Below are 15,333 nucleotides of genomic sequence, written 5' to 3' on the forward strand. Positions count from 1 at the left end.
TCATATGAAAGTAAAAGTTGGAAACCTTGATTTAGAGATTGTAGGTGAAATAGAACTTAATGGAAAGACCTATAAAATTGTTGAAGTGCCTAGCGCTGACGAGTATAAAGGTTTTCCTCCTTCTTGGGAATTTGTTAAGAGCTCAATGCTTAATTGGAGACCTTATTTTAAAGGTAAAATGATAGAGGTCGATGAAAAATTAATACCAGTTGTTAATGATGAATACGTTTTATATCTTGATGAAGAAACTTATGAGCTTTTAATTGACCTATATTATACTTTTAAAGTAAATAAACCTCCTATTGAAGTAAACGTAAGTACTGTTGTTACAAGACAAATAGAAAATTATGAGGCTAAATTAAATAAGAATCTTACACCAGAAGAGAAAACTAATTTATATTTAAGATACTCTATTGAATTGGCTATTTTAAAAGATATTGGGATGATATCATGATAACCTTTACTGCTGAAGGAACTCTAGAAGGCGATAAGGTTAAAATAAATATTAAAGATACCGATTTTATCATAGGACTCCTAGGCTCCGATTATCCAACACCAGAAGAAGTTTTACTTGCTTCAGCCCTATCATGTTTAATGTTAACTGTATATTATGTGGCTAACGAAAAGGGGTTAAAGATAGAGAAAATGAATGGCTATATTGAGGGAAATTTAGACCCAAAGGGATTTCAAGGAGACCCCAATATTCCACCTGGATTCCTTGATATATCTTATGAAATAGAAGTGAAAGCAGATAATAAAGAGTTACTTGAAAAAGTTCTTGAAGAATCTGAAAGAAGATGCCCGCTTAAGGATACTCTTACGAGGAGTATTAAAGTTAATGTGAAATGGAAGGTAATTTAAAACTTTTTAATTTAAAAAATTAAATTATAATTATGATGGTAGAAGAAGAACTTCTCAAACCTGGGGAAAGAGAATTAAAAGAAATGCAACCATATATTTTTGATCTCATAGATCAATTAAACAATATACTAACACAAAACGAAGACATTTTGACACAAAATGGTTTAGCAAGGAAAATTTCAGTTGTTCTCTCTATAATGACTATACATAGATATTATCCTGATGTTTTCATGAAAGAAGTATGGGATGACGTAATGCAAATCGTTGATGAATTAAAGAAAATTCCACAAATTTCAAATCAATTAAATGATCTTCTAGCTGATGTAGATAAATTAAACGAATTAAAAAAACAAGCTGGTTTATAATTTTTTCTTTTTTATAGAGCATTCAATATTTTTAATATTACAAAATTTTCCGAACTAATAAAAAAGTCTTAAAAATCCAAAATCTTCTTTGAATTATTGTTAAAATTAGTTTTATATTCTATTTAGAGAATTTAACCTTTCATAACTTTCTACGCAGATTGCCAAAACTTAAGGGATAAAGCTTATTAGTAGCATTGAATATATTTCTTTACGATGTGGCGTAAAAGAATTACGACAAGTGAAAGAACAATTAATTTCATAAAATTCTTTGGTCCCGCATGGCTTGTAATGATGGCTGATATGGATGCTAGCAGTATAATTGGAGCTGCACAAACTGGAGCTGTGTATAATTATGGTTTAATATGGGTTCTTTTACTTCTAATCATCCCTCTTTATATTATTCAAGAAGCATCTGGTAGAATTGGTATTGCTACTGGTAAAGGGTTAGGCGAAGTAATTAGAGAAAATTATAGCAAAAAAATAGCTATCTTAATGGCAATGCCTATGGCAATTACAGATGCTTTCACTTACGCAATAGAATACATGGGAATCGCAATAGGTTTCGAAGTTCTTGGTATTCCTCTTTTTATAAGCATACCTTTAATCTTCATAGTTCATATAATTGTAGTGACAACAAGAAAATATATACAAGCAGAAAAAGTACTTTTAGGTATTTCCTTTGCATTAATTGCTGGATTAGTTGCTACTTTAGGACTTAGAGGAATAAAGTCCTATTCTCCAATATATTTTAGGCCGACTCCACTCTTTTTCTTTCTGGTTGCAGCCAATGTTGGTGCTGTAATAATGCCATTTATGCTTTATTTCCAAGCCTCAGCAACTGCAATTAAGCTAAATGAGATAGGCGCTTCTGAATTTAAAAATGATGCTATAAGACATATGAGAAAAGAAACCTTAATCGGTGCTATTGTTACTGAAGTACTAATGGTTATTGTGGAAATGACATTTGCTGGAATTAAAGGAGCTTCTGATCCTTCAACTTTTGCTAGCGCATATCAACTTTCAACCGTTATGGAACCGCTAGCTGGTAAATACTCTCCTATATTTTTCTCCATAGGTCTAATAAGTGCAGGATTTTTAGCACTAGTAGTAATTTCTTTAGGTAGTGCTTGGGGTGTAGTAGAAGCTTTAGGTATACCTCAAAGGAATTCATGGAAAGTTTACGTTATTGAGAGTATACCCGCTGTCTTAGCTACTCTGTTGTTACCATCAGATATGTTAATTAATACAATTCTTGATCTACTAGTATTCTTCGTATATGCACTAATAGGCCCGATTATTATTCTTGGAATAATTTCAAGAAATGAAAAAATAATGGGAAAGTTTAACTCTAAAGGGTTAAGAGAAATAGCTTATTGGCTATCGGCTATAATAATTCTTATGGTTGCAATTATTGCAACCTTTTAAAAGTTGAAGTTAAGCCATTTGGTATTATACTTCCTCTCCTTTCCTTAATATCGAAACCTTGTTGTTTAGCATAATTAAAAAATATAGCATCTAAATTCTCTTTATTAACTTTATCTAACTCTCGAAGTAATTTATTTAAACTGCTTACTAACTGAGATAAATATTGCTTGTCTTCTTCAATAGGTAAATCCTTATCTGAATGATACCAAGGTATTAAATCGTCATTATACAGAACTAGTGCAGGAAAGCCCTCAATTACAAAAGGAAAATGGTCTGAGTAAGGAGTTGGCATTTCAATTCTCTTTAAATTAAAGAACTTAGAAAAAGCAAAAAGATCTGGCGTAGCAGAAAAAACAACTCTGCTAGGGAATAATGCATCTAAAGATATCATAACGAATGTACCCTTTTTATCATATTGTATTGACCCATTACAGCATCTTGGACCTTCTTCAGAAGAGAAAAATACAAATTTGAGACCGTGATGTTTTAAATCTGCTTTTATATTTTCTATTATATCAAGTGAAAATAGATTATCATGATATCCGGATAACCAATGATCAACATGAGCTCCAACAATGATATAATCTTCTCCTGGTATTACTTCAACTTCAAGATTATAACTAATTGAATCAACTAATTGCGACTCTGCATTAATCTCAATCTCGTCATCATTTTTAAGAGAAATTGAGGAAAAAATAGCCGGAATCTTAGTTCCTACGGCAATTCTTCTTAACTTTCCTTGATCATAAAAAATTACAGCATCAGCTCCCTCTTTTATGGCTCTATCATAAAGATCTTTTACCATAAAAGGATGAGGGGGCATCTCATAATATTTTATATTTTTACCCACTTTTCCTTTTACATATCCAGAAGTATAAGGAAGGAGAGAAGCTTTAACTCTTTTACCATTAGCATAAAAATCAAAATGGCTTAAGATCCATTCTTTAGTTCTTACTTGATGAAGTGTACCACCAAAATGTTGTCTAAGTATTTCTAAAACCTTTTTCTCTTTTTCACTACCATGAATAATTTCTCCCAATTTAAACAATTCTAAAGAAAGCACAAAAGAAAAATACAAAAAGAAAAATAAAAACTATTTTTCAAAAAATGACTTTATTTAGCACTCTCGTGTTCCTCTTTTTCTTCAATAGGTTTCCCTAAAACTGATGGTGGAAATTGACTATAGATCACACCAGCTATTACTAAAAGTAATGCCACTATATATCCTACAGTAGCTACTTGGGATGGAGTAGGAGAAAATCCATTATAGTTCTGTGTTTCAGCAATTGCAACTGCAAAGATTACTATAAGTCCAATGATAAATATTATCTTAAATGTTTTGTCAAGTTTATTCAAATATTCTTGATTTTGAATGACTGCCATCTTTTCACCCCCTATATACTATCTTAGCAGTTATGATCATTGCGACCATAACCATGACACCAAACCATAATCCGCTTATTGCCATCTGTAATGCTCCACTTAATATATGGCCAGAAGCACATCCATCAGCCATTCTTGCACCGAACATCATTAATGCTGTACCTCCAAATGAGCCTAAAGCTCTTATAGCCTCATTATTCCCAAATCTCTTTGCCCAACTTGGAGGTATATTCTTTCTAAATACAGTAAATCTCCTTGTTAAGAACGTAGCAGCAAAGAATGCACCTAGTAATGTACCTATATCACTAAATGGTTCCCAACCAATTCCTTTAAACACTATTTGGCTATACTTAAAGTTTGGTAAAAATAATGCACCAGCCATCCATGAATATGTTGTTGATTCGCCAAAGATTTGATGCAAAAACATCTCAGCAACTACTGTTAATCCTACTATTGCACCAACAGAAACCATATAATATCTAGTAACGTTGCTTTCAACAGCCCAGTATTCATTTAGTTTCTTTGCCACGCTCTTTTCATCATAAGGTAATCCACCATAAGTTAGGAACATTGCAGTATCAAGTCTTTTAGCTTTTTCAAAATCAGTTATTTTCCCTTGTAATGTACCTCTTAAACAGCTATGAGCACCGCCCTTATATCTTGGCAGATAATATGCTATAGTAAAGAATATGCCAGCATATACTAATGAAATTAGAAATAAATCAACTGGTGTTAAACCTCCCCATGGTATTAAGTATTCTTTACCAGCTTGATGAGTTGCACCAATTATTACACTTCCAAAGTTCAACGTATTAACTAACCATTGTCCTGCCGGAGTCTGATATAAAGCGGTCCATGCAGCAGCACCTACTAAACCTCCTAAGATTGCATATATCGCATCCCTTCTTCCTTCGCCTAGAGCCATCCATGTAGAACCAGGGAAATAACCACTAATTGCTAAACCAATACCAAATAGAAATCCACCTAATCCTACACCAATTACGTATAAAGGCTTTGGCGACCAATGAAAACCTACTCCTAAGGCATAAAGACCAAACATAACTGGAGTAGCTACAGCAGCACCTAGCAATATACAATCAACAAAAAGTCTATCTTCCCATTTTGCTAATCTTATTAATGTTTCAGGATTTCCAATTCCCCATGCTTCTGCTGCTGCTCCGATTATAAAACCAATAACTATTCCAACCCATAACGGTGCAGTATAGGTTATCATTTTTTACTTTCACCAATTTTTTTATATTTAACAGGGTAAGTATAAATTTTAGTTACTAAAATTTGTTCGATTTTAATTAACTCTGTTAATCATAAGAAACGATATATCTATTTAAATAAATATTACTTTTTATAATTCTCTCTAAATATATTTTATCTTTAACTAAAGAAGTATAAAGATATTGCTAACTTTATTAAACTAGAAAACAATCCTTCAAGTAGTAAATGTGTGATACCATTCATTATGAAAAAATATCTGTCGTCTAACCTAGTCCTTTAAGTTCTTAGAACTTAAATATACTGAATAACCTAAGCATTTATGAGAATTTACTTAACTATTATAATGAAGTTTAATATTATATTACATTTAGTGCATACTTTAAAGTATAGAGTAAAGTTAATAAATAGGTAATACAATTAATACTTATGCAAACCTACATTTTACAAAAACAAGAAACAAAATTAAAAAGCGAAGAAGAACTTAATGAAAGAGTTGTTGATTTTACAACGATAACAGAAAGAAGAAACTTAGATTGACTTTTTAACCCTAAAGTCTTTTTCTTATTTTTTGATGATTAAACCGCTTACTTCTGGTCAACAAGAACTATTAAATGCCCTTAATGATGATAAATATCAAATAGTAGGCGTCTTTGGACCTACAGGTACGGGTAAAACATTGTTAGCTTTGTCTTATGGAATTGAAGCTATTAAACAAGGAAAATTTAAAAAATTTGTAATAGTAAAACCAATCGTTGATGTAGTAACTAAAAAGGAAATAACAGTAACTGAATTAACAAACTATGCTGAGGTAATCCTTAGCTATGTAAAAGATGTAATTGGAGAAGAATATTACAGCACGGTTGATGAATTATATAAAACTGGAAAACTTGAAATCCTTGACTCAAGGTTTTTGAGAGGGAGAACTTTTGATGATTCTTTGATCTTTATTGATGAAGTTCAGGAATTACAACCAGAAAGCATAATTGAATTAATTATTAGAATTGGAAGAAATAGTAAACTAATTGTTGCTGGTGATCCCATTTTTCAGTCATTACAAATGCAGACAGTTAAAGATCCTTCAGAGTTAATTAGAGAAGTTTTACTAAATGAAGAAGACGCAAAAGTTGTAGATCTAGGAGTAAAGGATATTATAAGGACTGGGGCAAAAAGAGGCCTTAGACTTTTAATTGAATATAGGTTAAGGAGTAGAAGTTTATCTGAAGATGAAAGTAAGATACTAAATATTGTAAAACAACATTCGCCAGATGCTGACATTGTAACTATAGTGGATTTAAGTAATGAAAAGAAAAAATTAGGCTTAGAAAATCTTACCACTTTGCCAGATAGTGTAATAGTAGTTAAAGAAGGAAATCTGGGAAGGTTGGTTGGAAAAGGTGGTGAAAGAATAAATGCTTCTGAAAAAGATTCTGGCAAAAAACTTAGAGCCTTAGAGCTTTCACTAGATTTTAAGGAGTACATTAAGGCTATGCATCCTTTACCTTGGGTAGTAAAATATATTGAAGATGCGGACTTTAAAGGAAATGAATTAGCCGTTAAAATTAGAAAAGAAACTGGTGCTTTTATGGGACAAAAAGGATCTTATGTAAGATTCCTTGACGAGGCAATTAGAAAACTTTTAGGAGTTGGTATCAGAGTTATAACAGAAGAGAATGAAAATAGTTAGCTGGAATGTCAATGGACTTAAAGCAATTACTAAGAAAGGAGCATTGGAATCAGTATTATCTTATGATGCGATTTTATTACAAGAAATAAGGAGTAGCGATTTACCTTTAGACCTATTAATGAGTGGGTATAATATCGTTTCTTTTCCAGCAAAGAAAAAAGGGTACAGTGGAGTAATGACTTTAGTGAAGGAGAAACCTAAGAGTGTAGTTAAGGGATTAAATCAAAAAGAGTTTGATGAAGAGGGAAGAACAGTTACTGTTGAATTAAGCAATTTTTATTTAATAAATGCTTACTTCCCTAGGGCTGGTGATGGTTTGTCTAGGTTAGATTTTAAGATAGCATTTGATAAAAAAATTGAAGAGTTTATGGACGAGTTACGCAAAACAAAACCAGTAATTATATGTGGAGATTTTAACGCTGTGGTTGAACGAAGAGACTCTTCTTTCTGGGACGAAAACGAGCCTGGTCTTTCACCTAAAGAAAGGGAGTGGATGGCTCATATTTTAAGTAAAGGTTATGTTGACGCTTATAGGTTTAAAAACCCTAATAAAATTGAATATAGCTGGAGAAGTTATAGGTTTAAGTGGAAGGCTATGAGAATAGATTATTGCATTGTTTCGGAGGAACTTAAAGATAAAATAAAAGATTGTAAAATTTTAAACATTGAAGGCTCAGATCACTACCCTATCCTTCTTGAGATAGATGTTTGATAGATATTTTGCAATATTGCAACTAATTGAGTTATTATTTGTTTTAATTCAATATAATTATCTTGCATTCTTAGAGTAAAAGCTTGTTGATACAAATAGTTTATTTGAGGATTTTGTATCGACAATGTTTGAATAACTCTATCAATATCTTCCTTTGTATAATATGGCAAACCCATTTTTATTGCTATAGCCGATATTAAATTAATTAAAGACACCCAAAGATAATTCATTGCCATATTAGCATCTCCTTGAGACTCATAAGTTAACGCTTTTGCCCAATTTTCTCTATATTGGTTATAATACTGATAGTCAGGTGGATTGAATAATGGAATTTGTTGGTAATATTGTGTAACAGGCTGTTGAACTTCAACGTATTTATCGGCAATTTTTTGTAAATATTGATAAAGAAAATATAATCCGACTAATATTGGTGCAGAAGCAGCCCACATTATGTAAGGATTTGGAACAAAGAATAAGCTGGCCTCTACTAATGCAGCTAAGAAAAGTTCTATAGGAACTATAATGAATGTTATTAATCCTCTCTTCCAATCTTTTCTTCTTAAGAGAATATAAGTACCAGAACCGGCAGCGATAGCATATGAAGGTAACTCCACAAATGAGTGAGGAAGCGTTAGTAAGGCTAAGGCTGCAACTATTCCTGGAATATGATTAGCTGTCATAACAGCACTAAGGATCATACCAGTATCGACTATCGAATAGGAAAGCATAATTATTCCTATTGCAGGAATAAAGTCAAGTATTGCAACTTTGATATTGTTTGCAAATATTGATAAAGCTATTGAAATATACGATTGATTACGTATTGAACTTTCTATGCTATTATATTGTTGAACTAGACTTGGAGAATTTACTGGTATTCCAGCAGATATTAGAAATATAATAATCTCGGCAACAAAGAACATTAAGATAAGCTTACTTATTGGTCTCATAATTTTAAATTTTAACTCCATTAAATAAAAGCTTTCATAAGTTTGTTTATGCTTTCTCTTAATATTTCTTCTACCTCCCTTGGTGTTTTACCTAGACTATAACCTATATGGGACCAACTTTTTCCTTGTAAAACTCTCCCTACGAGAGTTGCTTCTTCAATTATATCTAACTGCAAGGGCATTTCCCAAAAATACTTCTCCACAAGAATACTTACTGAATCAGCAACAGAGTTATATGGCAATATCCCTTCTAAGTAAGCTTTAATCTTTTCTATTTCTGTGTCTTCTATTTCTTCGACCTTTTTATAAATTTTCAAACTATCTAAAAGTTTAGCTAAAGTTAAAGGTGAAACATTGAAGTAAACTTGGTGAGAAGTTCTAAGAATTTTTCTTTTTAAATTATATGCAAGCTTTTGACTTATTTCTTTAGCTTTCTCTGTGATAGGATAAATCACAATGACTGAATAACCATTTAATCCTTCATTTTTTCTTGTAGCTAAATAAACTGGGTAAAATGCATTTTTAACCCAGAAATTTAATACTCTATAATCAAGAACAAAAGAAGAGCCTACCCAGTCAAGTCCTTCTGATATAGCTTTTTCTTTAATGTAAGAAAGTAACTTAGAGCCCAATCCTTTATTTTGAAGTTCTGGTAATACAGCAATTCTTATAACTCTCCATCCTTTGAGTGTTCCAAACTCCTTTATTCTTTCATACTTTATTAATCTGTGAGGAATTAGATGTCCTAAATTACTTTCTCCTTTCAATATTGAATTAATTCTTTCTTCATTAAGACCACCTTCATATATAACTTGAGAGACAGCAACGTCATCTAACGAAAAAATACGTTGAAAATGTAAATCGCCAAGAAGCATTAAATCGTCTGGAGAATTCCTATAATGCGCTGAAACTAATATGCCATATATTTGCCTTAATCTTCCATCGTTCTTAAAAAGTACTTGCCTGTCTATTTCTTCTATCTTATATTCAAGCTTTTTAGTCTTAGGTTCGGCATCTAAAAGCATAACGTCGTATATAAACCTTTCAATAGGATCTCCTTTAGAGTATCTTATTGGAAAATCTAAGGTAATATGTTTAAAAATGTACTTATTTTTTAAAGAAAGAAGATATTTTAGGAAAGCTTTCCCTGAGCCTTCATACCCATGAATAGTAGTTATCAAAATTATTTTGTCCCAACTTCTTGTTATATATTCTAATGTTTCTAAACCTAATGCTGCAGCCTCATCTACAACAATTAAATAGCCATTGAAGTCTTTCGCTAAGTCTGGGGCAAGCCATCTAACTATAACTTCTCCGGCAGATATCCTCATTATTTTTCCATCCCTCGATTTAGTTACAGTATGTCTAATATTTAGACTATTTAATCCTAGTAGTAAAAACTTGAAAATTTCAGAAGAAGAATAATAAGAAGGAGAAGTTATAATAATAATTGTAGGTTCTTTTAGTCTCTCTTTTATTACATAAGCAAGAAAGAGACCAATAACGGCACTTTTCCCTCTACCTCTTGGTGCAGTTAACGCTATAGTCCTTTTTTTATCATCATGAAATAGGAACGTCAATTCTTCTAAAGCCTTATTTTGATCTCCACTTACACATAACTTATGAAGTGTCAGAGGGACAGAAGAATTATCATAAATTTTTGGTTTTGGTCTCTTTAATTCATCAACTTTAGGTTCTTTAAAACTCTTTAGATTGCCATCTTTAATGTATAATATAGCTGGGTATGATTGAATTTTATTAAGAAACCTATCCTCAAAAAAATTATCTACAACTCCATCTCTGATTAAACTATTTTTATAGAGCTTGTTTTTATAAATATCATCACTATATATTGCTATTAAACCTCCTCCTTTTGCCATATCCACAAGACGAGAGATATAATTAGGTCTAAAATCATCAACAGAATCTAATATAACAATATCAAAAGTTTCTCCAAGGTATTTTTCGGAAGAGGAATAATCAATATCAACCATTGGTAATCCAATTTGTTTGAAAAAGTCTAATCTTTCTTTTGCCTTGTTTACCCAAGGGTGAAAAGCATATGCAATTTTTGGATTTTTGTTAACTTCAAGATATTGATTTAAAAAATTCAAAGTAGAATTAAGGAAATCTTTACCTTGAACAAAGAGTAAATGCCTATAATAAAAATCAATAGCTTTTTGAAACTCCTCTTTCATATTTTAATGTTTCCTCCTACCTCTTAATGCTAATGCTATCACTATTAAAATTATTATGATAACAACAACTATTATAGCTATCCAACTAATTGTGTATTTTGTGCCATTTACTTCTACTATAATACCTTGAGATAATAAGTTACTTAGGGCTGATGGTGAAACTTGTACAGTGAATTTATCATTTTGGACAAATGGGAATAATCCACCAGTCTGATTCCATAATAATGTTACAGCTAAAGAGTAGTTACCAGCTGAAATACCACTACTTACATCTACAACATAAGTTACATTTACTTCTTCTCCTGGTGCAATATCACCTAGATAGGCCTCTGAGGCAGTTAAAGCCATTAATGGGTTTGAGCTACTTACATATGGATAAATGACATCACTAGAACCTAATATTGCTTTCACATTTTTTGCAGTAGCATTTCCAACATTTTTAATAGTAATAGTTATGGGTACTTGGGATGCACCAGAAGTAAGGCTAGGATAATATACTCCAACAATTTCTAAGTTAGCCTTAGGATAAACCTCAATTTTTACTGATTTAACATACTTTCCTCCATCATAATTAACTGTAAAGTTGAAATAGTAATAGCCTGGCTTAGTATCATTAGGTATATTAATTAGGAATGTTGTATTTGCTGGAACTCCTTGAGGTAAGGCACCTATTGTAAATTGGTTTGAGGATATTACTGGAAAAGGAGAAGATAAAGATACAGTCACATTATTAGCTAAGGCTTCCCCATAATTAACAATAATAGCCTTTAATTCCACATCATAATAGCCTGGAAATATTTGTGGAGGTACTGTAAACGCATTCAACGTTATATTCGGAGAGTAAATTAGAATTGGTGTATAGATTGTAGTTTTAGTCTGGAAATATTGTAAAGTTACCGGAATATAATAAACGCCAGGAGTTGCATTTGGATATACATTAACTGTAACAGTCACATAATTGTATTCACCAGCTGGTACAATACCTAAATATGCTGTTTTTTGTGTAAAGTAAATTGGATATGAGGAATCTAGGTCAAGTGAAACATTAAGTGCATTAACATCACCTAAGTTTCTAACTATAAACGTCAATGGTACTTGAGTCTGCCCAGAGGAAACAGTTATCGGAGAGTTTATTGACCCCCAAACGGTTGAGACAGAGAAATTCATATAACCATTTACACTAACCGTCATATTGGTAGTTATTTTAGAACCATCAAAATAATCTATTTCTATTGGAACTTGATATACTCCTTCTGATGCATTTGGATAAATACTTGCATAAGTAGTTACTTCTACTGGCTCACCAACAGGTAAGTATCCTACATGAATTATCTGATCCTCAAATTTTACTGGAAAAGTAGATTTTAAGATAACTGATACGTTAGATGCAATTACGTTTCCAGTGTTTACTAAAACTATAGTTAGTGGTAAGTTATTTTCTCCGGAGCTTACTACAAGTGGAGAGCTTAAAGATCCCCAAACAGATTGTGCAGAAACTGAAACGTAACCTAATATTGGAACTGTGGCGGAAACATTTTTACTTACTGTAGTTCCGTTAGGCAATTCTCCAGTTACTTTAAAGTATACTTTATAAATTCCATCTGAGGCTGTTGGTGAGACCTTATATAAGAAAGTTACGTTTAATGAATTTCCAGATTGTAACTCTGGTATTGTTATGTTCTCAGTTTGATTATAATACTGGTAAACTGTAAATGGATAAACTGATAATGGCGTTACATTAACATCAAACAATGTTGATCCTAAGTTGATTAAAGTGTAAGTTATTGCTACTGGGCTCATCCCTGGTGCAATAAGTTGAGATGGATGGGCTATTGCCATTAAGTTTACCGAATAACTAGATGGAAGTGAAAAAACTGTTAAAGATAATATGAATAACGAAATTACAAAGAACCCTAAAGCCTTGTTTAATATCTTAAATTTCATAGGAGAAATAGATATATCGAAATTAATAAAACTAACTCAGCAGGATCCTTTCATTCACCTATCATCCCTTGTAAGGCTCATCATTCTTGGCCACCAGTTATATTTCTTCAATATTGACATTATTGCTGGAACAAATATAGGCCTTACTATAAAAGTGTCGAAAAGTATAGTTAATCCCACTCCTAATCCAATTTCCTGAAGAAAGTGCATATCTGAAGATAGTAAAGATAAAAATGCTCCAGAAAGAATTAATCCAGCAGCAGTTACTACTAGTCCAGTATTTTTTACAGCGTTTACTATTTTATTCTCTTCCTCTCCCTTTTCTTCAATTATTCTTATAATTATGAACATATCATAGTCTATTCCTAAACTATACATTATTGCAAATACTATTAATGGTGTTAACCAATATAGAGAACCATAAATTAGATATAGAACCGAAACACCAAATAGAGAACTTAAGAGTAAAGTTAAACTTAATCTTATTGGTACTATGACTGAACCTAATGAAATTACCAAGTATAATGTGATTATCAATATAGTGAGAGGCAAAACTTCCTTATAATATAAACTTACTGTATTATCAACAATGTTTACTCTTTCTGCATTGCTTCCTCCTACTAAATAACCTTGCTTTATTAGCTCTTTTGTTAGGTTAATAGCTCCCTTGCTAAATACTGGATAAGGTAAATAGACTTCAAGGAGAGTATACCCATGAGAATAGTAATAAGTAGTAATCAAGGTTTCATTCTTAATAATAGTTTTACCAATAGAAAATGGACCATAAACTAATGCTCCTTCGCCTATAAGTTTCTTTGTTAAATTATATATCTGTAAGTATGACTGGTTAGGATTACCTTGTATTATAATATAATCCAGACTATAATTATAGAATTTAGAAAGTTCATTTTCACCTATTACAACTTTAGAACTGGAAGGAACTATCTCACTTATAGCTACATTAGTATGATGAGATATAAAAATTCCATAAGAGATTATTCCAAGGATGATCATTAATACCAAGACTAAGTATCTATAATGTATTGCCTTTTTAGATATTTTTTCTAGATATTTTTGCCTAACGTCAACTGGATTAGGAATTTCCTTCTTAGGAAAACTAAGAAACCTTAATGGAATAGATGAAATAGCTGTCTTTATAAACAATAGTGCTGGAATCAAGGAGGAAATTGACGATATAACTAGAGCAATACCTATATTTCTAAGTAACGGAGAATTTGAAATAATAAAAGAGGAGAAACCTAAGGTTATACTAAGCCCACTAAACAATACGGCTTTTCCAGCAGTTTTAAACGATCTATATACAGGATCTTTTGTTCCCTTTCTTACTTCCTCAAAATATCTGTAAAGGAATAATATAGAATAATCCACTGTTATTCCAAAAACTATAGGCGGTATAACAAGCCCAGAGATATAATATATTGAATAACCAAGAAATGTGGCTAAATATAACAAAGAGTAAGCAATTACTAAACCTATTAATGCAGTAGTTACTAGTATTAATATTGGTATTATAGATCTTATTAGAACTATAAGAAGAATAATTAATATTATTACAGTAACTATGTCAATAGTTTTTAAATCATCTTCAGTTACTACAGCGGATTCTGCATAGATCGGTAAGTGCCCAGTTATAATAGCTTCATTAAGATTTTTCATAAAGTTCTCTACGTTAATCAAACTTTCATTCGATGGCACTTGAACAATAAAGAGCCATTTATCTCCCTTATGAAACTCATTTAAACTTATTGGAGGTGGTGGAAATTCTTTCTCTACATAAGTAATAGAGAAGTTGTATGGATCTTCAATCTCGTCATTAGTTACATTCTCTTTAGTTATCAGACTCACTAAGTAAGAATAATTAGAGAAATTATATAATGTCTCTCTTATCAAGGTTAGATTAGTATAGTTATTAAAAGAGAAAAGGAACACGAAAGGATCCTTAAATACTAAATAACTGGCATTCCGAGCTCTTTCCAAAGAACTTCCATTTAAGTGCGAGTAAATAGCTAGGAACTTTATTGCCGTAGAGGAATTAGATTTAAACATCATTTTAGGAATTCCATAAGTTACGTTAAGTTGATATTCTAAAAACGTAAGATTACTTAGAAGTTCATCTCTTAACAAAGTTAAATTTTGATATAAAGCATGCAAAGAAAGAATTTTATTGTAAACTTTTTCTATTAAAGGCTCTATTGTAGCAAAATAAGTTTTGTTAGTTTGATTTAGAAAAGAATATGGTGAAATTACTTGAGCGTTACTTAAATATCTTGGTGCTGTTTCATTAATTAGCTTTTCAGCATAAGTATAGTTTCCTTTAATTATAATGTAAATATTATCTTTACTTGAATAATTAAAGTACTTTATTAATATGTTTTTGACTTCAACACTACCATATTGATTAGTAAGGAATGGAGAATCAGAATATACAAATAAATGTTGAATGTTAATTGCAATTGGAGCTAATGCTACTAGAAGAATAAACCACAAAATTAGATAAGGTTTCATAAGTCAAGAATTGTCTTATTAATTAAAAACGTTAGTCATAATAATTATTACA

General features: G+C 31.4%; 13 protein-coding genes. 6 read left to right on the forward strand and 7 right to left on the reverse strand.

Annotated features, from left to right (window positions below; all coding sequences use genetic code 11):
* The first annotated feature begins 4 nt into the window (after nt 1-4).
* The 4 genes from ACAM25_RS01735 (at nt 5) to ACAM25_RS01750 (ending at nt 2,651) form a co-directional block, all read left to right on the forward strand.
* A complete protein-coding gene (locus tag ACAM25_RS01735; protein WP_369610635.1) occupies nt 5-454 on the forward strand; it encodes a hypothetical protein in 450 nt (149 codons plus the stop codon).
* Nucleotides 451-861, forward strand: a complete 411-nt coding sequence (locus tag ACAM25_RS01740) for an OsmC family protein (protein WP_369610636.1) — start codon at nt 451-453, stop codon at nt 859-861. Before ACAM25_RS01735 ends, ACAM25_RS01740 begins: the two co-directional genes overlap by 4 nt.
* A 32-nt stretch (nt 862-893) precedes the next feature.
* Nucleotides 894-1,226, forward strand: coding sequence for a hypothetical protein (locus ACAM25_RS01745; RefSeq protein WP_369610637.1), 333 nt, complete (start codon nt 894-896; stop codon nt 1,224-1,226).
* 213 nt (nt 1,227-1,439) lie between these two features.
* Nucleotides 1,440-2,651, forward strand: a complete 1,212-nt coding sequence (locus ACAM25_RS01750) for an NRAMP family divalent metal transporter (RefSeq protein ID WP_369610638.1) — start codon at nt 1,440-1,442, stop codon at nt 2,649-2,651.
* On the opposite strand, the gene ACAM25_RS01755 is transcribed toward ACAM25_RS01750, so the two are convergent.
* From ACAM25_RS01755 to ACAM25_RS01765, 3 genes are read right to left on the reverse strand one after another with little or no spacing between them, the layout of a single operon-like run.
* Nucleotides 2,635-3,714: a M28 family peptidase gene (locus ACAM25_RS01755; RefSeq protein WP_369610639.1), complete on the reverse strand. Its 1,080-nt coding sequence runs from the start codon at nt 3,712-3,714 to the stop codon at nt 2,635-2,637. The two genes, ACAM25_RS01750 and ACAM25_RS01755, sit on opposite strands and share 17 nt — an antisense overlap.
* Nucleotides 3,715-3,764: 50 nt before the next feature.
* On the reverse strand, nt 3,765-4,034 hold the full coding sequence (locus tag ACAM25_RS01760; protein ID WP_369610640.1) for a hypothetical protein: 270 nt from the start codon (nt 4,032-4,034) through the stop codon (nt 3,765-3,767).
* A 4-nt stretch (nt 4,035-4,038) separates the two neighbouring features.
* The gene (locus ACAM25_RS01765) at nt 4,039-5,268 is read right to left on the reverse strand and encodes a YeeE/YedE thiosulfate transporter family protein (protein ID WP_369610641.1); all 1,230 of its coding nucleotides are present in this window, start codon (nt 5,266-5,268) and stop codon (nt 4,039-4,041) included.
* A 570-nt stretch (nt 5,269-5,838) separates the two neighbouring features.
* On the opposite strand from ACAM25_RS01765, the gene ACAM25_RS01770 reads away from it, so the two are divergent.
* Both ACAM25_RS01770 and ACAM25_RS01775 read left to right on the forward strand, forming a co-directional pair.
* On the forward strand, nt 5,839-6,951 hold the full coding sequence (locus tag ACAM25_RS01770) for a PhoH family protein (RefSeq protein ID WP_369610642.1): 1,113 nt from the start codon (nt 5,839-5,841) through the stop codon (nt 6,949-6,951).
* On the forward strand, nt 6,938-7,663 hold the full coding sequence (locus ACAM25_RS01775) for an exodeoxyribonuclease III (RefSeq protein ID WP_369610643.1): 726 nt from the start codon (nt 6,938-6,940) through the stop codon (nt 7,661-7,663). Before ACAM25_RS01770 ends, ACAM25_RS01775 begins: the two co-directional genes overlap by 14 nt.
* Here the strand turns inward: ACAM25_RS01775 and ACAM25_RS01780 are convergent.
* From ACAM25_RS01780 to ACAM25_RS01795, 4 genes are read right to left on the reverse strand one after another with little or no spacing between them, the layout of a single operon-like run.
* Entirely contained in the window at nt 7,633-8,613 is a 981-nt protein-coding gene (locus tag ACAM25_RS01780; protein WP_369610644.1) for a stage II sporulation protein M, read from the reverse strand. The genes ACAM25_RS01775 and ACAM25_RS01780 overlap by 31 nt on opposite strands.
* 20 nt (nt 8,614-8,633) lie before the next feature.
* Nucleotides 8,634-10,811 carry a tRNA(Met) cytidine acetyltransferase TmcA gene (locus ACAM25_RS01785; RefSeq protein WP_369610645.1) on the reverse strand — a complete coding sequence of 726 codons (2,178 nt, stop codon included), beginning with the start codon at nt 10,809-10,811 and terminating at the stop codon, nt 8,634-8,636.
* A 3-nt stretch (nt 10,812-10,814) separates the two neighbouring features.
* Nucleotides 10,815-12,755 carry a COG1361 S-layer family protein gene (locus ACAM25_RS01790; protein WP_369610646.1) on the reverse strand — a complete coding sequence of 647 codons (1,941 nt, stop codon included), beginning with the start codon at nt 12,753-12,755 and terminating at the stop codon, nt 10,815-10,817.
* A 54-nt stretch (nt 12,756-12,809) separates the two neighbouring features.
* Nucleotides 12,810-15,281, reverse strand: coding sequence for an MMPL family transporter (locus ACAM25_RS01795; RefSeq protein ID WP_369610647.1), 2,472 nt, complete (start codon nt 15,279-15,281; stop codon nt 12,810-12,812).
* Between the last annotated feature and the right edge of the window lie 52 nt (nt 15,282-15,333).

It is taken from the genome of Sulfurisphaera javensis, assembly GCF_041154675.1.
GTDB lineage: Archaea > Thermoproteota > Thermoprotei_A > Sulfolobales > Sulfolobaceae > Sulfurisphaera > Sulfurisphaera javensis.

Coding starts and splice junctions, on each gene's coding strand:
- ACAM25_RS01735 (WP_369610635.1), top strand. CDS start 5: ATGAAAGTAAAAGTTGGAAACCTTGATTTAGAGATTGTAGGTGAAATA.
- ACAM25_RS01740 (WP_369610636.1), top strand. CDS start 451: ATGATAACCTTTACTGCTGAAGGAACTCTAGAAGGCGATAAGGTTAAA.
- ACAM25_RS01745 (WP_369610637.1), top strand. CDS start 894: ATGATGGTAGAAGAAGAACTTCTCAAACCTGGGGAAAGAGAATTAAAA.
- ACAM25_RS01750 (WP_369610638.1), top strand. CDS start 1,440: ATGTGGCGTAAAAGAATTACGACAAGTGAAAGAACAATTAATTTCATA.
- ACAM25_RS01760 (WP_369610640.1), bottom strand. CDS start 4,034: ATGGCAGTCATTCAAAATCAAGAATATTTGAATAAACTTGACAAAACA.
- ACAM25_RS01765 (WP_369610641.1), bottom strand. CDS start 5,268: ATGATAACCTATACTGCACCGTTATGGGTTGGAATAGTTATTGGTTTT.
- ACAM25_RS01770 (WP_369610642.1), top strand. CDS start 5,839: ATGATTAAACCGCTTACTTCTGGTCAACAAGAACTATTAAATGCCCTT.
- ACAM25_RS01775 (WP_369610643.1), top strand. CDS start 6,938: ATGAAAATAGTTAGCTGGAATGTCAATGGACTTAAAGCAATTACTAAG.
- ACAM25_RS01780 (WP_369610644.1), bottom strand. CDS start 8,613: ATGAGACCAATAAGTAAGCTTATCTTAATGTTCTTTGTTGCCGAGATT.
- ACAM25_RS01785 (WP_369610645.1), bottom strand. CDS start 10,811: ATGAAAGAGGAGTTTCAAAAAGCTATTGATTTTTATTATAGGCATTTA.
- ACAM25_RS01790 (WP_369610646.1), bottom strand. CDS start 12,755: ATGAAATTTAAGATATTAAACAAGGCTTTAGGGTTCTTTGTAATTTCG.
- ACAM25_RS01795 (WP_369610647.1), bottom strand. CDS start 15,281: ATGAAACCTTATCTAATTTTGTGGTTTATTCTTCTAGTAGCATTAGCT.